Source organism: Microbacterium sp. SYP-A9085, from assembly GCF_009649635.1.
Classification (GTDB): Bacteria; Actinomycetota; Actinomycetes; order Actinomycetales; family Microbacteriaceae; genus Microbacterium.
Window position 1 is genome coordinate 31,160 of record NZ_WJII01000002.1, and the last position, 19,180, is coordinate 50,339.

The 19,180-nt window shown below is 68.6% G+C and carries 14 protein-coding genes and 1 tRNA gene; 7 read left to right on the top strand and 8 right to left on the bottom strand.

What is annotated here, in order from left to right:
• The first annotated feature begins 32 nt into the window (after nucleotides 1-32).
• Nucleotides 33-1,712 (top strand): ABC1 kinase family protein, encoded by a 1,680-nt coding sequence (locus GH740_RS04990; RefSeq protein WP_367640725.1) that lies wholly within the window; start codon nucleotides 33-35, stop codon nucleotides 1,710-1,712.
• 68 nt (nucleotides 1,713-1,780) lie between these two features.
• Here GH740_RS04990 and GH740_RS04995 read toward each other — a convergent pair whose 3' ends face one another.
• Genes GH740_RS04995 through GH740_RS05010 form a run of 4 tightly spaced genes read right to left on the bottom strand, consistent with a single transcriptional unit; the run spans nucleotide 1,781 to nucleotide 6,829 of the window.
• Nucleotides 1,781-4,219 (bottom strand): HAD-IC family P-type ATPase, encoded by a 2,439-nt coding sequence (locus tag GH740_RS04995; protein WP_367640727.1) that lies wholly within the window; start codon nucleotides 4,217-4,219, stop codon nucleotides 1,781-1,783.
• Between the two features lie 23 nt (nucleotides 4,220-4,242).
• Nucleotides 4,243-4,908 carry a BON domain-containing protein gene (locus GH740_RS05000; RefSeq protein WP_153745038.1) on the bottom strand — a complete coding sequence of 222 codons (666 nt, stop codon included), beginning with the start codon at nucleotides 4,906-4,908 and terminating at the stop codon, nucleotides 4,243-4,245.
• A 2-nt stretch (nucleotides 4,909-4,910) separates the two neighbouring features.
• A complete protein-coding gene (locus GH740_RS05005; RefSeq protein ID WP_153745039.1) occupies nucleotides 4,911-5,381 on the bottom strand; it encodes a hypothetical protein in 471 nt (156 codons plus the stop codon).
• 35 nt (nucleotides 5,382-5,416) lie between these two features.
• The gene (locus GH740_RS05010) at nucleotides 5,417-6,829 is read right to left on the bottom strand and encodes an MBL fold metallo-hydrolase RNA specificity domain-containing protein (protein ID WP_153745040.1); all 1,413 of its coding nucleotides are present in this window, start codon (nucleotides 6,827-6,829) and stop codon (nucleotides 5,417-5,419) included.
• Between the two features lie 186 nt (nucleotides 6,830-7,015).
• Here GH740_RS05010 and GH740_RS05015 point away from each other — a divergent pair, with 186 nt between their 5' ends.
• Nucleotides 7,016-7,957 (top strand): 1-phosphofructokinase family hexose kinase, encoded by a 942-nt coding sequence (locus GH740_RS05015; protein WP_367640730.1) that lies wholly within the window; start codon nucleotides 7,016-7,018, stop codon nucleotides 7,955-7,957.
• Between the two features lie 23 nt (nucleotides 7,958-7,980).
• Here the strand turns inward: GH740_RS05015 and GH740_RS05020 are convergent, their stop codons facing one another.
• Both GH740_RS05020 and GH740_RS05025 read right to left on the bottom strand, forming a co-directional pair.
• Nucleotides 7,981-9,678, bottom strand: coding sequence for a GAF domain-containing protein (locus GH740_RS05020; protein ID WP_172978300.1), 1,698 nt, complete (start codon nucleotides 9,676-9,678; stop codon nucleotides 7,981-7,983).
• A 179-nt stretch (nucleotides 9,679-9,857) separates the two neighbouring features.
• Nucleotides 9,858-10,604 carry an SDR family NAD(P)-dependent oxidoreductase gene (locus GH740_RS05025; protein WP_153745042.1) on the bottom strand — a complete coding sequence of 249 codons (747 nt, stop codon included), beginning with the start codon at nucleotides 10,602-10,604 and terminating at the stop codon, nucleotides 9,858-9,860.
• 140 nt (nucleotides 10,605-10,744) lie between these two features.
• Between GH740_RS05025 and GH740_RS05030 the strand changes: the two genes are divergently transcribed.
• The 5 genes from GH740_RS05030 (at nucleotide 10,745) to GH740_RS14195 (ending at nucleotide 17,462) form a co-directional block, all read left to right on the top strand.
• On the top strand, nucleotides 10,745-11,419 hold the full coding sequence (locus tag GH740_RS05030) for a response regulator (protein WP_367640733.1): 675 nt from the start codon (nucleotides 10,745-10,747) through the stop codon (nucleotides 11,417-11,419).
• 136 nt (nucleotides 11,420-11,555) lie between these two features.
• Nucleotides 11,556-11,981 carry an Hsp20/alpha crystallin family protein gene (locus GH740_RS05035; RefSeq protein WP_216644903.1) on the top strand — a complete coding sequence of 142 codons (426 nt, stop codon included), beginning with the start codon at nucleotides 11,556-11,558 and terminating at the stop codon, nucleotides 11,979-11,981.
• A 24-nt stretch (nucleotides 11,982-12,005) separates the two neighbouring features.
• On the top strand, nucleotides 12,006-13,913 hold the full coding sequence (locus GH740_RS05040; protein WP_153745043.1) for a heavy metal translocating P-type ATPase: 1,908 nt from the start codon (nucleotides 12,006-12,008) through the stop codon (nucleotides 13,911-13,913).
• Nucleotides 13,910-16,537, top strand: a complete 2,628-nt coding sequence (gene mgtA, locus GH740_RS05045) for a magnesium-translocating P-type ATPase (protein ID WP_153745044.1) — start codon at nucleotides 13,910-13,912, stop codon at nucleotides 16,535-16,537. Before GH740_RS05040 ends, mgtA begins: the two co-directional genes overlap by 4 nt.
• 796 nt (nucleotides 16,538-17,333) lie before the next feature.
• Nucleotides 17,334-17,462 carry a hypothetical protein gene (locus tag GH740_RS14195; RefSeq protein WP_301538737.1) on the top strand — a complete coding sequence of 43 codons (129 nt, stop codon included), beginning with the start codon at nucleotides 17,334-17,336 and terminating at the stop codon, nucleotides 17,460-17,462.
• Nucleotides 17,463-17,511: 49 nt separating this feature from the next.
• On the opposite strand, the gene GH740_RS05055 is transcribed toward GH740_RS14195, so the two are convergent.
• Nucleotides 17,512-17,584 (bottom strand) — tRNA-Leu (locus GH740_RS05055).
• Nucleotides 17,585-17,658: 74 nt separating this feature from the next.
• A complete protein-coding gene (locus tag GH740_RS05060; protein WP_367640736.1) occupies nucleotides 17,659-19,173 on the bottom strand; it encodes an NAD(P)/FAD-dependent oxidoreductase in 1,515 nt (504 codons plus the stop codon).
• Between the last annotated feature and the right edge of the window lie 7 nt (nucleotides 19,174-19,180).

The following is a 19,180-nucleotide window of genomic DNA, read 5'->3' on the forward strand; positions in this document are numbered from 1 at the left end:
GCGCCGGCGGGCGGCGGCGTAGGGTCGAGCCCGTGGACGGGGACCCAGAGGGCCGGCGTGGAGGGTCTCACGCCGCACGGTATCTTCAGATCGCGTCCGCGCTGCGCCGGCACGGCTTCAGCTTCGCGATCGGCCTGGTCGGCCTGGACCACGTGATTCCGTGGTGGCGCCGGACGGCGGCGAAAGTACAGCGGCAGCCGTCGGGCGCAGCCTCATCGCACTTGCGCGCCGCGCTGGAGGAGCTCGGCCCGACGTTCATCAAGCTGGGTCAGGTGCTGTCCACAAGGTCGGACCTGCTCCCGCCGGCGTTCATCACCGAACTCGCCAAACTCCAGGACGCCGCTCCCCCGGTCTCGGTCGAGGAGATCCGCGCGGTGATCCGCAGCGAACTCGGCGCGGATCCGGAGGTGGTCTTCGCCTCGTTCGAGGACAAGCCGCTGGCGTCGGCATCCATCGGTCAAGCGCACGCGGCGACGCTCGCTGACGGCACGTCGGTCGTCGTGAAGGTGCGCAAGCCCGGAGCAGTGGCGCAGGTGCACACCGATCTGGAGATCCTCCACACTCTCGCGGTACACGCGACGCGGGCGTGGGCTTTCGCGCGGGACATCGACGCGGTGGGAATGGTCGAGGAGTTCGCCCAGTCCTTGCGGGCCGAACTCGACTATCTGCAGGAGGGCCGGAACGCCGAGAGATTCGCAGACAACTTCCGAGACGACCCGACGATCGTGATGCCCCGGGTCTATTGGCCCCACACCACCCCGCGTGTCCTCACCCTCGAGAGGATGCAGGGTATGAACGTCGCCGACACCCGCGCCCTCGAACGGACAGGGGTGGACCGTGATCTTCTCGCACGGCGTGGTGCCGGCATCGTGCTCAAGATGATCTTCGAGGATCGCTTCTTCCACGCCGACCTGCATCCCGGGAACCTCTTCATCCACCCGGACGGCACGATCGCCCTGATCGATTTCGGTATGGTCGGCGTCGTCTCGGACGAGCTGCGCGGACATCTGAGCCGCCTGTTCATCGCGATCGTGCGCGGCGACGCGGCGCTTCTCACATCGGCCGTGATCGCCGTCTCGCTGACCAGCGGCATGATCGATCGGACGACCCTGCACGACGACCTGCGGGTCTTTCTCGCCCGGTACCGCCTCGGGTCGGTGCGGCAGACGCCCTTCGCCCGCATGATGACCGACCTGTTCGCCATCCTGCGGCGCAACCGCGTTCGGTGGCCCAGCGAGATGACCATGCTGTTGAAGTCGCTTCTGCTCATCGAGTCGCTTGCGATGAGGCTCGACCCCGACTTCCGACTCGGCGAGGCGCTCGAGCCCTATGCCGAGCGTCTCGCCCGGGAGCGGCTGCGGGCATCCGCGATCGCGAAGCGCATCGTGACGTCCTCGGCTGAGGTCGGCGAACTCGCTCTCGAGCTCCCGGGTATCGTCCGACGCCTGATGGACGCCGTGGACACCGCCGGCATCCAGGTGCACGTGCGAGCAGCCGAACTCGAGCCGCTCCTCGGGCGAGCCGAGCGCATCGGGAACCGACTCGTGGCCGGAATGATCGGCGCCGGCCTGATCACCGGTATCGGCGGACTGGTGGCCGCCGAGCGGCGATGGCGCTCCTGGGAGAGCGCGATGGTCGGCGCCGGGCTCACGACGATCGGTGCCTTGGGCGCGTACCTGACGTGGACGGCCCGACGTCGACGACGCGGCTGAGCCCTCGTTGACCTTCGCGCCGGCGTCGACGATCCGCATCCCCCGCGCTCGCCAGGATGAGCCGGCCCTCAGCCATGGGCGTCCGTGCGGCGCACCCATAACCGATGCACCATGAACACGAACCCGATAAGCACCGTTCCGGCGACCGCGATGACCGCGACCAGTGCGAGCAGCTCGGTCGAAAGCGGCTCGAGTTGGAAAAACCACGCGGTGAACGGGAGCCACCAGATGAGAAGACATCCCGCGGTCATGGCCGCCGCGATGAAGGACTTCAGCCATGTGATCGGCAGTGACACGAGGATGAGCACCCACAGCCCGAGGATCGCGACGAGCATCGTCGCCGCGGTGCGCGTCTGACTCATGGGCAACTGCCATGCCCCTCGTCCGATCAGCGCGAGTACCGTCATGCCGATCCCGATGACGGTGCCGGCCGGCACGGCAAGACTCAGTGTGCGGCGCAGGAACCCGGGGCGGCAGCGGCGGGCATCCGGCAGCAGCGCGAGGAAGAACGCCGGGATGCCGATCGTCAGCCCGTCCGTGATCGACAACTGCCGCGGCAGGAACGGGATCTGCACGACGAGCACTCCGAACAGCACGCCGATGACCGCCGCGTAGACCGTCTTCGTGAGGAACAGGACGGAGACCCGCTCGATGTTCGCTATGACGCGACGTCCCTCGTCCACGACGTATGGCAGGTGGGCGAAGCGGCCGTCCAGCAGCACGATCCGGGCCACGGCCTTGGTCGCCGCGGATCCGGAGTCCATCGCGATGCCGATGTCCGCCTGTTTGATGGCAAGGGCGTCGTTGATCCCGTCGCCGGTCATCGCCACGGTGTGTCCGCGGCTCTGCAGGGCGATTACCATCGCCTTCTTCTGTTCGGGCGTCACGCGCCCGAACACGATGCGCGCGTCGACCGCATCGGCCAGCGCGGCCGGGTCGACCGGAAGCGTGCGCGCATCGCAGCCGGTGCCGTCGTCGACTCCGACCTGCCGGGCGATCGCGGCCACTGTCTCGTGGTCGTCACCCGAGATGATCTTGACCGCCACGCCCTGACGGGCGAAGTACGCGAGCGTGGATGCCGCGTCCTCGCGCACGCGCTCACGCAGCGTGAGGAGGGCCACCGGATGGAGCATCGAAGGGAGCCGTTCACCGTCGACGTGGCCGGCGGTGAGTGCGACGTCACTGTGGGCGAGCAGGAGCGTGCGGTGGCCGGTGGAGGCGAGCTCGTGCACGGCGGCTGCCAGGGTCGCCTCCCCGTCGGCTGCAGCATTCCCGCCCCACGGGACGGTGCGGTACGCAGAATCCGGGACCACGAGCCCGGGCGCGCCGAGGACCCACGTCCCGGGCAGCCCCTCGATCGTGACGGCGCTCCACTTCCGGGCCGAGGAGAACGGGATCTCGCGCCCGGCGGTACGAGTCACCGTGTCGGGGTAGGCCGTGGCGAGGCTTCGCGCGGTGGCGTTCGCGTCGGGCACCGCCCCGAACCAGGCCAGCGCGGCGCGCCAGCCGGGTGCGGAGCGCGTGTCGAGGGGATGCTCCGCGTCGAACGCGATGTCGCCGTGAGTGAGGGTCCCCGTCTTGTCAAGGCAGACCACGTCGACGCGGGCGAGGCCCTCGACGGCGGGGAGCTCTTGGACGAGCACCTTGTCGCGCGCGAGGCGGGCGGCGCCCACGGCGAACGCGATGCTCGTGAGCAGGACGAGACCGAGCGGGATCATCGCGGTGATGACGGCGATCGAGTCCACCGCCGCGATCCGCCAGCCGTCGCTGCGCAGCGCGTGCCGCCAGCCGCCGTGGATCTGCACCTGGGCGTTGGTGACGAGGAGTGCGAGCGGGCCGATCCCCCAGGCCACCCACGCGAGGATGCGGTTGACGCTGCGGCGCAGTTCGGAGTGCGCGAGCCGGAACCTCCGGGCTTCGTGGGCGAACCGGTTCGCGTATGACGCGGCGCCGACCCGCACCGTGCGGGCGATGCCGTGGCCGGCGACGACGATCGAGCCCGACAGGACCTCGTCACCGGGATCCTTGTCGACCGCGTCGGCCTCGCCGGTGAGCATGGACTCGTCCACCTCGAGTCCGGAATCCTCGATCACCACGGCATCGGCGGCCACTTGATCGCCGACGCGCAGCACGAGCAGATCATCCAGGACCACGCCCCCGGGCTCGATCTCGGCCTCCACGCCGTCGCGGCGGACCCGCGCGTGCGGCGCGTGCAGCAATGCCAGCCGATCGAGGGCGACCTTGGCTCGGACCTCTTGAAAGCAGCCCACGAGCGTGTTGAAGATCGCGGCGAATCCGAACAGCGCATCCTGCCAACGGCCGAGGACGAGAAGAGCTGCAAAGCATCCGAAGACGATCGCGTTGAAGAGCGTGAACACATTCGCACGGACGATGCTCCACCACGTGCGGCTGGTGTCGGCCGTGAACGCGTTGACGTGGCCGGCGGCCACACGGGCGGCGACCTCTGCCGCGTGCAGCCCGACGGCCCCCGTGGACGCGGCATCCACGGTCGACCGTGTTGGCGGCGGGTTCACCCGGCACGGATCTCGAGGCGATTGTCGACCTCGGCGACGTGCGGCGAGCCCCACGCGGCGCGTTCGGCCTGCCGCTTCGCCGCAAAAGAGTTCACCGTCCCGGTGAGAATGACGGTGCTTCCGACCACCTCCACCACGATCGAGTCCGCCGCCAGCTGGGCGTTGCGCGCGAGGGCCCGCTGTATGCGCCTGTCCGTGTCTGCGGCGGACGGGCGGACGCCGAGCGCGATCTGGTTGTCGACCTCGTACACGCCACGCAAGTAGTGCACGGTCTTCTCTGCGGCCTCCCGCTGAAACGCCCAATCGACATCGCCGAGCAGCCGTACGGTGTGGCCTTCGATCTCGACCTTGACAGTCGCGGGCACGTTCACGGCGCCACGAAGAGCGCGCTCGACCTCTTTGGCGATATCCGTCTCGGTGATCGGGCGGTCGGCTCGCGGATGCACCGTCATGTCGTCGAGGACCGCCCGCACTCCGCGAACGCGCAGCGCGGCTTTCACCGCCGCGACGCGTTGGCCGTAGTTCGCCAGTTCGCCGGACAATGCGACCGTGCCGTGATCAACGGCGACGCCGATGCCCGCAGCATCCACATCCGGAGTCCACTCGAGTTCTTCGCGAACCTCCGTCTGGATCCGGAGATCACGGTCGTTCTCGGCACTCATCGTCAACTCCCCACTCGGGCGCGCCCACGGCGGGCACCTTCCCGACGTCTCAACGGCTCCCGCGGCAGCCAGGCGACGACCCCGGTCAATGCGAGCACGTTGGCCAGCTGCACCGTGCCGGTGAAGAAGAAGAGCCACTGCAGCCACGAAGAACCGGCGATGAGGGCGGTCTCTGCGAAGATCCAGATGACCATTGCGAATCCGGCCACCGCGGACCACACCAGGCCGGACTCTCGCCGGCTCAGCACCAGTGCGGCCGCTACGACCTGTGTCCCGCCGACAACGACCAGGAGGATCAGCGCGGGCGCGACGAACGACCGGAATGGAGCGGACGCGAGCATGGAGGCGGGCATGCCCAGTCCGCCGGTGACGAGCAATGCGACCCCGCCCGCGATCGCGGAAGCCGCCTGGAACACGCTCACAGCGATGAGCCCCCACAGAGCGATCGAATGCAGAGCGCGGTCAGAGCGCATCGGTGGCCTGTCGGTGCCGAACGGGCGGTCGCGCGTCATGATCGCACCGGCGGATCCGCGATCGCCTTCGTCGGCGCGGCCCGACCGCCAACCAGTTCGACCGTCTGTCCGAAGTCCGCGGCCCGCGCGTTCCACCCGAGCGTCCGTTGGATGCGGATGCGGAGGCTGTCGGCCGCGTCGGGCTCTCCGTGTGTGAGGTACACCGCCCCCGGGGGTCGTTCCGCGTGCCTCATCCAGTCCACGATCTGTGCCGCGTCGGCGTGGGCGGACAGGGTGTCGAGCGTGTGCACCTCCGCCCGCACGGGTACATCCTCCCCATGGATCCGCAGCGTTCGCTCGCCTCGCTGCAGCGCCGCACCCCTGGTTCCCCCGGCTTGGTAGCCGGTGAGGACGATCGCGTTGCGGGGGTCGCCGCCGTAGGCGGCGATGTGATGGAGCACACGGCCTCCTTCCAGCATCCCGCTTGCGGAGATGATGACCGCCGGCCCACCGCGGAGGTTCAGAAGCTTCGAATCGTCGACGGTGCGCACGAGGGTCGCCAGCCGGTACATGCTGTGGAACTCGGACGCCGACACCCGGTGCTCTTCGGGGCGCCGCTGATAGATCTCGGTTCCGTCGACGGCCATGGGGCTGTTCAGGAAGACCGGCACGTCCGGGATGGACCCCTTCGAGCGTAGGCGGCTCAGGTGCAGCAGCAGAGTCTCCGCCCGGCCGATCGCGAAGGAGGGGATGATCACGACCCCGCCGCGCCCGCAGACCCGGCTGACGATCTCGGCGAGTGCCTGCGCAGCATCCTGCGTCGCATGGATGCGGTTGCCGTACGTGGACTCGCACACGAGGATGTCAGCGCCCGCGAACGTGCGCGGAGGGCGCATCAGGGGGTCGTCGACTCGCCCCAGGTCACCCGTGAAATGCAGGAGCCGGTGACCGACCGTCAGCTGGATCTGAGCCGCACCGAGGATATGCCCGGCAGGAACGAACCGAGCGGTGATGCCGCCCGCGTCGACGTCGGCGTCGAACGGGTGGCCCTGGAACCGCTCCAGCGCGTTCCACGCGTCCTCCACGGTGTACAACGGGCGCGGTTGAGAATGCCGCGAGAACCCGTGGCGCTGAGCGAACGACGCCTGTTCCTCCTGCAGGTGACCGCTGTCCGGGAGGACCAGCCGGCTCAGGTCGGCTGTGCCATCAGTGGCGTGCACGCGCCCGCGGAACCCGTCACGCACCAGAGCAGGCAGGTAGCCGGTGTGATCGAGATGGGCGTGGGTCACGAAGACCGCGTCGATCGTCTCCGGGGGAACCGGGAAGCGTGCCCAGTTCCGTTCCCGCAGGAGCTTGTATCCCTGAAAGAGGCCGCAGTCCACGAGCACCCTCGTCGTGTCGGTCTCCACCAGATAGCGCGACCCGGTGACGGTGCCGGTGGCTCCGAGGAATCGAAGACGAGCGCTCATGCCGCAATTCTGATTGACTCAGACGACGGGTCACGGGACCTTTGGCCCGCTCGGACGGCGCCGGATGCGTCAGCGTCCTCGCATGACGAACCTCCTCTGGGTCGCGCGCACGTCGGTGGCCGATCTCAGACAAAGCGGCCCGGCACCCGCAGACGCCTCCGCGGCGATCGTTCAAGGGACCATGGCGTGACGGCCCCCATCCTCACGCTGACGATGAACCCGGCGCTCGATCTGTCGACCTCGGTGCCTCGGGTCGCGCCCGAGGAGAAGCTCCGCTGTGCGCCGGCCCGCTTCGACCCCGGCGGCGGCGGGGTGAACGTCTCGCGGGCGATCCGGAGCCTGGGCGGGGACTCACGGGCGATCTACCCTCTCGGCGGCCCCACCGGCGAGGCCTTCCGGAGGCTGGCGGCGGACGAGGGCCTGACCGGTGAGGTGGTCACTATCGCGGAGAGCACTCGCGAGAACCTCGCCGTCACCGACGCGTCCACCGGCCAGCAGTTCCGGTTCGTCCTTCCGGGGCCGCAGCTGAGCGAGTCCGAATGGCGAGCATGCCTGTCCGCGGTGGTCGACAATCTGCCGCGCGGCGGCTACCTCGTCGCCAGCGGCAGCCTCCCTCCCGGAGTGCCCGAGGACTTCTACGGGGTGCTCGCCCGCACAATCGCCGGCGCCGACGTGCGCCTCGTGATCGATGCCGCCGGCCCGGCGCTCGCGCATGCGCTGGATGAGGGTGTGTTCCTGATCAAGCCGAGTCGAGACGAGTTCGCTGAGTTGATCGGCGACGGTCCCGAGATGACGGACGAACAGCGTCTGGACGGCGCGGACGGGATCATCCGGGCGGGACGCGCCGAGGTGGTCGCACTGACCATGGGCGCCGAGGGTGCGCTGCTCGTCTCGGCGGCAGGCGCCATACGTCTTCCGACACCGGCGGTTCCCGTGGCGAGCGCGGTCGGAGCGGGCGATGCGTTCCTCGCCGGGGTCGTGCTCCGCCTCGCGGAGGGCCGATCGCTTGCGGACGCGTTCCGCACCGCTGTCGCCGCCGGGAGCGCGACGGCCATGATTCCCGGGACCGGGCTCTGCCGTGTCGAGGATGTCGCGCGACTCGAGGAATCGCTGTCCGCACGGCGGTGAGGCCGCCGCCGCATCGGACCCGGTCACGTCGGCAGTGGCACGCTCCACTCGAGGCGGGTTCCGCCGCCCTGTCGCGGTTCCAGGGAGAACTCTCCGCCGCGGTTCTCCGCGCGGTGGCGGAGATTGGCAGTGCCTCCGGTCCTGGCCACCCCATCGACGACACCGTCGCCGTCGTCGTCGATCGCGACGGTGATCACCGTCTCACTCACCGTGACGTCGACGACGGCGTGCTCTGCGTGCGCGTGCCGGGCCACGTTGGCCAGCCCCTCACGGACGACGGCGATGACGTCGTCGGCGATCGAACCGGAGAGTGCGAGATCGATCGGGCCGGTGAAGGTGATCCTCGGGGCGTTCGGCAGCGCCGGTGTGAACTCGCCGATCACGTCGAGGATGCGATTCCGGGCGAGGGCGGTCCCTGTCGTCGCCGGACGACTGCGGAGCGTGAAGATCGCCGTCCGGATGTCGGCGATCGCCGCGTCGAGTTCTGCCACGTGCCTCTCCAGCCGTGACGCGAAGGCGGGGTCGATGGAGGCGAGGGCCTGCAATTCCAGACCGGTGGCGAAGAGCCGCTGGATGACGTGGTCGTGCAGGTCACGGGCAATCCGGCTGCGCTCCTCGATCACCTCAAGCTGCTGTCGATCCCTTCGCGCCCAGGCGAGGGAGATCGCGATCCCGGCCTGCGCGGCGAAATCCCCGATAGTCTCGAGCTCGGCGTGGGTGAAGGGTGCTCCCCCGCCATCCCGCGACACACACAGCGCCCCGATGGAGCGGCCGCCAGCGGTCAGGGGCACGGCCGCCGTCTGCCCGAATCCGGGCCGTCGGCCCCGTAGTCGCCGCTCGGTGCGGTCATCGGTGAAGGCGCCTGTGATCACCGCACCGGTGTCGACGGCCTTCGCAGCGAGGGCCGAGGATGCCGGGATCAGCGTGTCGTGAAGTCCTGTCGACTCCGCTCCGCGGGCGCTCGCGACACGCCAATTGTCAGCGTCGACAGGTATCACGATTGTCACGAGCTCGGTTTCGATGACTTCGGTCAGCCGGTCGGCGACCAGCCCGAGCACGTCGCCGGTGTTGGGATCCAGCAAGGCGGCGCTGATCTCGGATTGGGCTCTGCTCAGTCGTTCCCGACGGCGCGCGTCCTCGTACAGCCGCGCGTTGTCGATCGCGATGCCGGCGGCGGCGGCGAGCGACTCGATGAGCGCCTCGTCCTCGTCGGAGAACTCGCCCCCTTCGCGGTCCGTCAGATACAGAGTGCCGAATGCCTGCTCGCGTACGCGGATGGCGACGGCGAGGAACGAATCCATGGCGGGGTGGTTCTCCGGGAATCCCGCCGACCGGGGATCATCGCCGATGTGGGCGAGCCGCAGCGACTGCCCGCTCTGAAAGACGACGCCGAGCAGGCCGAGCCATTCCGGCAGGTGCCCGATCGCGGCGACCTGCTCGTCATCCATTCCCACATGGATGAAGCGCTCCAGGTCTCCTTCCTGATCTCTCACGCCGAGCGCGCCGTAGCGGGCGTGGACGAGGTGGACCGCCGTCTGCACGATCCGAGTGAGCACCTGGTCCAGGTCGAGGCGCTCGGTGATGACGCGTGTCGCCTCCAGCAGAGCGCGCAACCTGCCCTGAACGGTGAGCACGCGCTGTGCGCGGTCGACCAGTTCACGGATCGTCTTTTCGAGTTCTCCCCGCGGGATATCCGGGAATCGCAGATCAGCGTCGCCCATTCGGTCCACTTTCGACATCGATACCCGACCGGCAATCGGTGAATCCATGGTGCACCCGTCCCGTCGACGGTGGAAGCGCGTCGATCGCGGCGCCGGACGGCGCGAAAGGGCGCCGGGGACCGTGGAGCCGGCCCTGCGCGAGCACGATCGCCGGGTCCGACGGCTCCGGCGGGCATGGGTCAGATCGCCGCCCACCCGCCGTCGACGGGCAGGATCGCGCCGGACACGTCGGAGGCGTCGTCGCTGAGCAGCCAGGCGATGGCGGCGGCGATCGCATCGGGCTGCGCGACCGGGGGTACCGTGGCCTGGAAGATCGGGCCGAGTCGCTCCTGCGCGTGGGTGGATCGGAAATCCGCTTCGATGTTCGTCGCGACCGGGCCGGGAGCCACAGCGTTGCAGCGGATTCCCTTCGGCGTGTAGAAGAACGCGGTGCTCAGAGTGAACCCGTTCACCGCATGCTTGGACACCGTGTACGGAGTGCCGGCCGCGGACCCGCGCTGCCCCGCCTCAGAGCCGACGTTGACGATGGACCCCTGCCCTCGTTCGAGCATCAGGGACAGGACGGCGCGCGTCATCCTCATCATCCCCGTGAGGTTGACTCCGAGCACGCGGTCCCAGTTCTCGTCGGTGATCTCGGCCGTCGGCTCGAATCCGTCCATGATCCCCGCGACGTTCGCCAAGCCGTCGACCCGCGGGCGGGTCGCGGCCATCACCCGGTCGACGGTCAGCTGCCGGGACAGGTCACCGTCGATGGTCGCCGCGTCCGGTCCCAGTTCGGACTCGAGGTGCTGGAGCCGTTCTCGGGAGATGTCGACGCCGATCACCCGTGCGCCCTCTCGGGCAAGCCGGAGCGCCGTTGCGCGGCCGATGCCCGACCCCGCGCCGGTGACGATGATGGTGCGATCCTGGAATCGGCTCTCGGACATCACGATGCCTCTCGGATGGTCTGCTTGGTGGCACTTCCAGACAATCGCGGCCGGTCATCGGGGTCAGGGCCGAAAGTCCCGCTCCCTGCGTACCGCAGCCGGTTAGATTCGGTCGAGGGATTCCGCGCCGGGGACGCCGCGTGGCGGACACCGTGGATCGGGGTGAGATGGTCAGGATCTTCCTTGTCGACGACCACGAGGTCGTCCGTCGCGGGATTGCGGGAATCCTGGAGGCTCAACCGGATTTCCGGATCGTCGGCGAAGCCGGCACGGTTCGTGACGCTGCCGCCCGTATCGCGGCGACCGTCCCCGATCTGGCGATCCTCGACGTCCGGCTTCCCGACGGCAATGGAATCGACCTGTGCCGGCATATCCGGCAGGAGCACCCGACGGTTCGCTGTCTGATCCTCACTGCTTTCGACGACGACGCGGCGGTGATCGCCGCGGTCATGGCCGACGCGGCGGGCTATCTGCTCAAGTCGGTGCACACCGCCGATCTGGTCAATTCGGTGCGCGCCGTCGTCACCGGTCACAAGCTGCTTCATCCCTCGGCTCGGCAGCAGGCGACCCAGCTGATGCGCGCGGCACCGGCCGATGATCCCCGGTTCGGATCGTTGAGCCTCCGCGAGCGGCAGATCCTCAGTCTGATCGCGGATGCACTCACGAACCGGCAGATCGGCGAGCGTCTCGGGCTGGCGGAGAAGACGGTGAAGAACTACGTCTCGACGATGCTGAGCAAGCTCGGATTCGATCACCGCACGCAAGCCGCTGTCTTCGAGATCGAGCGCACCGGGGGCAGCGCGCACCAGCTGTGAGTGCTCAGATCACGGGACCTATGACCCTAGGTCTGTCCGGGCGTCATCCGGATCATTGGTGTCACGCCAACCCGCCTTGTCGGGATGACAACTACGCCGAGCAGTTCGTCGTAGCCGCAGCATGAGGAGCAGCATCATGGCACGCACAATCGTTCGTTTCGACCCCTTCGCCGGTCTGGACATGCTCCAGCGCGACCTCATGGACGACAGATTCTTCCGAGCACTTCGGGGCAACCGGATCCCGACGACCGACGTCTACACCGAGGACGACAAGGCCCTTGTCGTGGAGGCGCACCTTCCGAACTTCGAGGAGCAGGACGTATCGGTGGACGTCGACGAACGCACCCTCGTCATCCAAGCCGAGCGGCGCGAACGAGACGAGGACAAGAACAAGAAGTACGTCGTCAGGGAGAGCAGCACCAGCTTCTACCGCAGCATCGCCCTTCCCGAACTGGCTCAAGAGGACCAGATCACCGCGGTATTCCAGAACGGCGTCCTCAAGGTCACCGTGCCGCTCGGTCAGGCGTCCGCTCCGCGGAACATCGCGATCACCAAGGAGTGAACGCAGCGACGGAAGGCGGCATGCATGCGGCTCACCAGGATCCTCTGGGCCCACCCGATCATCGTGGTGACTGTCCTCGTTCTCGTCGGCGTGCTCGTCATGGATGGCGTCCGCCGGACCAGCGTCGCACGGTGGGCGGCAGTCATCTGGGTATCCCTGGTCGTCGCGTGGACCGTTGCGAGAATGATTCGCGACGTGCTCCGGGGACGGGTCGGCTTGGACATTCTCGCGGTGGTCGCGATGGTCGCCACGCTCGCCGTCGACGAGTACATCGCGGCTCTCATCATCGTGCTGATGCTCTCCGGCGGAGAGGCCCTCGAAGACGTCGCGGCCCATCGCGCCAAGCGAGATCTCACCGCGCTGCTGGACCGATCCCCCCGAATCGCACACGTTCTCCCCCATCCGCACGACACCACGTCGGATGTCGTCGTCGACAGCCCCGTGGAGGATGTCGCCATCGGGGACGTGATCCTCGTCCGCCCGTCCGAGGTCGTCCCGGTCGACGGCCGCCTGCTCGTCGAGGCGGCAGCGTTCGACGAGTCCTCGCTCACCGGGGAGAGCATGCCCGTCACGCGCAGAAACGGTGAGGAGGTCCTCTCCGGGTCGATCAACGGCGAGCGGGCAGTCCGGATCCGCGCGCTCCGTCGCAGTGCGGACAGCCAATTCCAGCAGATCGTCGCACTCGTGCACGCCGCCGAGAAGTCACGTGCTCCCGTCGTGCGCGTGGCGGACCGATTCGCCGTCCCCTTCACAGCCGGCTCGCTCGTGCTCGCCGCCGCCGCCTGGGCGCTGTCCGGCCAGCCGACCCGGTTCGCGGAGGTGCTCGTCCTCGCAACCCCGTGCCCTCTGCTGATCGCGGCTCCAGTCGCGTTCCTCGCCGGCCTGTCGCGGGCCGCAAAAGGCGGTGTGATCATGAAGGGCGGAGCCGTCCTCGAACAGCTCGCCCGGGTCCGTGTGGCCGCGTTCGACAAGACCGGGACACTGACGCGGGGCATCCCGACCCTTGCGGAGGTCAGACCGGAGCCCGGGTTCAGCGCTGACCACGTGCTGCGTCTGGCCGCGTCGGCCGAGCAGTACTCCTCACACGCTCTCGCTGCGGGCGTCCGCGCCGCGGCGCTCGAGCGTGGGCTCATGCTGGCCCGCTCCGAGGACGCCCGTGAGATCGCCACCAACGGCGTGACGGCCTGGATCGAGAACCACTCGGTCACCGTGGGCAAGCCGGCGTACATCGCCGCGCTGGCGTCCGGAATGCGACGGACACCGCTCGCGCCAGGACAGGCCGCGGCCTATGTGGCCGTCGACGGGCGATTCGCCGGGAGTCTCATCCTCGCCGACGCGCCTCGCCCCGAATCAAGCCAGGTGATCGCGTGGCTGCGCGAGCATGGCGTCGAACGCATCGTCATGCTCACCGGGGATGCGCGCCCCACAGCCGAGTCCATCGGGCGTGCGATCGGCATATCGGAAGTGCAGTCGGAGTTGCTGCCCGGCGAGAAGGTCCACTTCGCCTCCCAGCTGCGTCCCCGCCCCGTGATGATGGTCGGCGATGGAGTGAACGATGCCCCGGTACTGGCTGCCGCGGACGTCGGCGTCGCCATGGGGGCGAAGGGGGCTACCGCGGCCGGAGATGCGGCGGATGTCGTCATCCTCGTCGACTCGCTCCGCCCCGTGGCGGACGCGCTGGCAATCGGCCGCCACACCCTTCAGGTGGCGCTGACCGCCATCTGGATCGGAATCGGGCTCAGCATCGGTCTGATGCTCGTTGCGATGACGGGAATCATCCCCGCCGTCACGGGGGCGCTGATACAGGAGCTCGTCGACCTGGCGACCATCCTGTACGCGCTGCGGGCGCTCGGTCGCCCTGACCTCGAGCACCGACCTCTTGCGGCTCGGCCGGAAGCGCTGTTGCCGTCGACGGGAGGCGGTCGGTGTTGAGAACTCAGAACACCGCACCGCGCCCGGCTGCCGATGACATCAGCCCGGTGCGCAGGGCCGCCGGACAGGACACTGCCGGCGTCGTCTCTGCCCTGGGGACGACGTTCGAGGGGCTATCGCAGGCGGAGGCCGAGGCGCGCCGCCAACGGTTCGGCCCGAATGCGCTCCGCGAGCACCGTGCACGGCCGCTGCGCGTGCTCTGGCGGCAGGTGCGCAACCCGATTCTCATTCTCTTGTGCGCGACGGCGCTGGTGTCCGCATTCGTCGGCGAAAGCGTCGATGCGCTGACGATCGGCGTGATCCTCGCGATCAGCGTCGGGCTCGGATTCGTCAACGAGTTCCGCGCCGAGCGGTCGGCCGTCGCGCTCCATGAGCGACTGCGGCACACGGCGATCGTCCTGCGCGACCGTGCGCGAACCCGTATCGACGTCACGCAGATCGTGCCAGGGGATGTCATCGTTCTGTCGGTGGGCGCCGTCGTGCCCGCCGACCTGCGGCTGCTCGAGGTCACCGGGCTCGAATGCGACGAGGGCATCGTGACCGGTGAGTCGATCGCGGCGGTCAAGTCGACGGAGCCGGTGGACGGCGTGCCCGCCGTCGGGGATCTCACCTGCTGCGCCCTGATGGGAACGGTGGTACAGGCCGGAAGCGGGGTGGGTGTGGCCGTCGCGATCGGCACAGAGACCGAGTTCGGTCGCATCGCAGTCGGCCTGGACGCACAGGAACCGGTCACCGAGTTCCAGCGCGGTCTCGGTCAATTCTCGACCTTCCTCCTTGTCATCGCGGTCCTGCTCACATCCTCGATCTTCGTGGGCGCTCTGCTGCTGGGGCGGCCCGTGATCGACTCCTTGCTCTTCTCACTCGCCATCGCGGTCGGGATCACCCCCCAGCTCCTGCCGGCGGTCGTCAGCGCCAGCCTGGCGGCGGGGTCACGGCGGCTCGCGCTGCGTCGCGTGATCGTCAAGCGGATTGTGTGCATCGAAGACCTCGGAGATCTCGACCTTCTCGTCACCGACAAGACCGGGACGCTGACGACCGGCACCATCATCTTCGAACGGGCTGTGCCCATCGGCGAGGCGACGGACGATCGCCTGGTCCTCCTGGGGTTGCTCGCCACCGAGGTAGACCTGCAGTCTCCCTCAGCCGTCGGACTCCCACCGTTGGACGCGGCCCTGTGGAGCGCGGCCGCTCACGTGCCTGCGCCAGTCTCGGGTTATCACCGACGTGACGCCCGACCCTTCGATCACGAGAGACGAATGATCGAAACATTGGTCAGCGACCCGGATGGCATGCCGCTGGTCGTGGTGAAGGGTGCTGCGGAGTCCGTCATCCCGATGTGCGTCCCGGTCAGCGACACGGATCGGTCACGGCTGACATCGCTCTACCAGACGGGGGCGCGCGTCGTGGCGGTCGCGTCGCGCCCGGCCCCTGGGGCGACGAGCCTCGCGGACGACGAACAGGGGCTGAAGCTGGATGGATTCCTCGTCTTCTCCGACGGCGTCAAGGCAGATGCGGCCGCGTCGCTCGCTCGTCTGGCCGCGCTGGAGGTGAAGGTGAAGGTCGCCACGGGTGACAGCGCCGCCGTCGCCGTCCACGTCTGCACGGAGATCGGCATGGACGTGCAGGGCACCTTGACGGGCGACGAGATCGATGCCTTCAACGATGGCGATCTTGCCGACGCGGCGGTGCGCACCACGATCTTCGCGCGCGTCTCCCCCGAGCAGAAGGCACGCGTCATCCGCGCACTGCGGCAGAAGGGCCGGGCCGTCGGCTTCCTCGGTGATGGTGTGAACGATGCGCTGGCGCTCCATCGCGCAGATGTCGGGATCTCTGTCGATTCTGCGGTGGACGTGGCGAAAGACGCTGCGGACATGATCCTGCTCGACAAGGATCTCGGTGTGCTGGCCGACGGGGTCAGCGAGGGACGCCGGATCTTCGCAAACACCATCAAGTACGTGCTGATGGGCACGTCCAGCAACTTTGGGAACATGTTCAGCGCCTCCATCGCCTCCATGATCCTGCCGTTCCTGCCGATGCTGCCCGGGCAGATCCTCCTCAACAACCTTCTCTACGACTCCAGCCAGCTCGCGATTCCAACCGACAACGTCGATGCCGCCCAATTGCGCGCTCCCTCGCACTGGGACATCGCAGCCATCCGCCGGTTCATGCTGTTGTTCGGGCCGATCAGCTCCGTGTTCGACTTCGCCACGTTCGCCCTCATGCTGTTCGCCTTCCGCGCCGCACCATCAGAGTTCCGGTCCGGCTGGTTCATCGAATCGATCGCGACGCAGACGCTCATCGTCTTCGCCGTGCGCACGCACCGGGTTCCATTCACGCGCAGCAGACCCTCGCTCGCGCTCGCCGTGTGTGTGCTGGCCGTCGTCGCCGTGGGCGCGTGGCTTCCCTATTCGCCTCTCACGAGGCTCCTCGGCTTCACTCCTCTGCCGGCGCTGTTCTTTCTCGCCCTGGTCGCAATGGTGATCGCCTACCTCGTCCTGGTCGAAGCGGCGAAGATCCTCTACTACAGACGCCTCGAACGTACACAGGCGAAGACAAAGCGCCATCGCGCGTATCCACATCGAATTGCCCGCCGTGCCGCGCGATTCTCGGTACGTGCGCCGTGAGATGAGTCACCAAGGCGACTCTGCCAGTTCCACCCGACTCTGTCCAGCCAGACCTGGACTCGCGCGTTCTTCCCCTCGATGTGCGAGGTGAAGTCGAGAAGCGGCGAGTGCACACCGTCACCCGCCTGCAGCTCGTCGACAGCGTCCTTGCTCTCGACCGCGGATCCACCGCCGCGCGGTCGGTTCTGATCCGTCCACGCGTTCCCGTCCCAGTACGTCTCCCACTCTTCGCCGTTCGGGTACCAACCTGCAGGTGTACTCATGCGCTGATGGCAGCGCCGCCCAGAGGCCGCCTAGGCTGATCCGCATGGATGACCTGCGCGACCCGCTGACTTGCCCCGACTGTAGGACGGTGCTGGTCGACGGTCGCGGCGGGTGAGCCTGCCGGCACTGCGGCGTGCTCCTGGTGCGGGACGAGCACGTGCGGATACCGCGCGACCAGACTCTGGGCATCCGCGGCGGGCTGAGCGTCGGCTGCGGGAGCCTACACTCCTCCGCGTGGCTGAGCAGTGGCATCCGTGAGCAACGAAAGCGTCAAGGCTCGCGACACCCGCCGGCGATTCGAGCAGCCGGCGGCCGATGGGCACCCACCGGATGAACGTCCCCAATGACCCACCCGCCAGGCGGGTGCCCCGTGTCTCACGTTCCCCCAGAACGCTCGACCATGCCCCACCCTACGGCCATGTCCCCCAGATGGAGGACATGCCCTTGAGTCTTGAGCCAACCCTGAGGTTGACCGTCTTCTGGGAGGCACCCGCTGGCGCTGACCCTGCACGACCTGCGCCACACCGCGGCGATGACGCTCGATGTCTACGCGGACCTCTTCGACGACGACCTGAACGTCGTCGCCGAGGCTCTCGACACGGCCCGCGCGACCGCGCTCGCGCGAGATGTGGGCAGGACGTGGGCAAACCCTCGAACCTGAGAGCCCCGAAGCGCCCGCGATCCCAGGCGGGAGTAGCACTCGCGCGATGTGCCCCCACTGGGACTCGAACCCAGACTGAAGCGATTTTAAGTCGCCTGCCTCTGCCGTTGGGCTATGGGGGCCCGTGCAGCGGCCAGCCTAGCCGGGAACACGGAACGCCCGCGCACGAGCGGTGCGCGGGCGTTCCGGGACCGGGTCAGGCCGAGGCGGATGCCTTCTTGGCCGCGGGCTTCTTGGAGACCGGCTTGCGGGCGGTCTTCTGCTCCACCTCGCCGGCGCGCGTCTCGACCGGCTTGGGCGCGGCATCCTTCGCCGCGGCGGCGGCCGGCGCCGATCCGCCCTTGGCGGGAGCGGCCTCGGCGGGCTGCGGAGGACGCGGGCGCGCGGCGAACTGCTCGAACGCGGCACGCGGCGCCTGCACGGCCTCCAGGCTCACGATGTCACGGCCGAGCCACACGTTGTTCCACCAGCCCCACAGCACACGCCACTTGCGCTCCCATGACGGCATCGCCAGGCCGTGGTAGCCGCGGTGCGCGAGCCACGCCACGAAGCCCGTCATCGCGAAGTTCCCGGACTGGAACACGCCGTTGTACAGGCCTAGGCCCGCCACGGCGCCGATGTTCTTGTGGAAGTACTCCTGCGGCAGCTCACCGCGCATGACGGCGACAAGGTTCTTCGCGAGCAGCTTCGCCTGGCGCACGGCGTGCTGCGCGTTGGGCACGCAGTAGCCTCCGACGCCGCCGCCGGACAGGTCCGGCACCGCGGCCACGTCACCGGCGGTCCAGGCGCCGTCGACAGCCTCGTCCGCGGTCCCGACGCGCAGGTCGGCGCGGGCACGGATGCGGCCGCGCTCCTCGACGGGAAGGTCGCCGCCGCGCACGACCGTCGGGTTGGCCATCACGCCGGCGGTCCACACGATGAGGTCGGACGCTATCGTGTCGCCCGTGGACAGCTCGACGTTGCCGCCCACGGCGCTGGTCACCTGCGTGTCCAGGTGCACGTACGCGCCGCGCTGGGCGAGGTCCCTGAGAACCCACTCGCTGGTCTTCAGCGACACCTCGGGCATGATGCGCCCCATCGCCTCGATGAGGTGGAAGTGCGTGTCGTCGAACGTCAGCTGCGGGTAGTCCTTCAGGAGCGCCGAGGCGAGCGAGCGAAGCTCCGCGAACGCCTCGATGCCGGCGAACCCGCCGCCCACGACGACCACGGTCAGCAGCCGGTCGCGCTCCGGTCCGAACGGCATCGCCGCGGCCCGGTCGAAGTTCGTCATCAGCCGGTCGCGGACGGCGACGGCCTCCTCGATCGTCTTCAGCCCGATCGCGTTGTCGGCGATCCCCGGGATCGGGAACGTGCGAGACACCGCGCCGGCGGTCACCACGATCTGGTCGTAGGGATGCTGCCAGGTCTGCCCGTCGGGACCGGTGATCGTCGCGCTCTTGTGCGCGTGGTCGATGCCGGTCACCTTCGCGGTGATCACCGTGGTCCGCTTCAGGTGCCGGCGGTGGGCCACCACCGCGTGGCGCGGCTCGATCGACCCGGCGGCGACCTCGGGCAGGAACGGCTGGTAGGTCATGTACGGCAGCGGGTCGACCATCGTGACCTCCGCCTCTCCCTTTCGCAACCGCTTCTCAAGCTTCCAGGCGGTGTAGAAGCCGGCGTACCCACCACCGACGATGAGGATCTTGGGCGCAGCGGTGACAGCGGTGTTCACGGTGTGG

What these genes read in the sequence shown, in the direction of transcription:
- GH740_RS14195 (WP_301538737.1), top strand. Translation starts at nt 17,334, where the DNA reads ATGACGCTCGATGTCTACGCGGACCTCTTCGACGACGACCTGAACGTC.
- GH740_RS05010 (WP_153745040.1), bottom strand. Translation starts at nt 6,829, where the DNA reads ATGAGCGCTCGTCTTCGATTCCTCGGAGCCACCGGCACCGTCACCGGG.
- GH740_RS05035 (WP_216644903.1), top strand. Translation starts at nt 11,556, where the DNA reads ATGGCACGCACAATCGTTCGTTTCGACCCCTTCGCCGGTCTGGACATG.
- GH740_RS05040 (WP_153745043.1), top strand. Translation starts at nt 12,006, where the DNA reads ATGCGGCTCACCAGGATCCTCTGGGCCCACCCGATCATCGTGGTGACT.
- GH740_RS05000 (WP_153745038.1), bottom strand. Translation starts at nt 4,908, where the DNA reads ATGAGTGCCGAGAACGACCGTGATCTCCGGATCCAGACGGAGGTTCGC.
- GH740_RS05025 (WP_153745042.1), bottom strand. Translation starts at nt 10,604, where the DNA reads ATGTCCGAGAGCCGATTCCAGGATCGCACCATCATCGTCACCGGCGCG.
- GH740_RS05005 (WP_153745039.1), bottom strand. Translation starts at nt 5,381, where the DNA reads ATGCGCTCTGACCGCGCTCTGCATTCGATCGCTCTGTGGGGGCTCATC.
- GH740_RS05020 (WP_172978300.1), bottom strand. Translation starts at nt 9,678, where the DNA reads ATGGGCGACGCTGATCTGCGATTCCCGGATATCCCGCGGGGAGAACTC.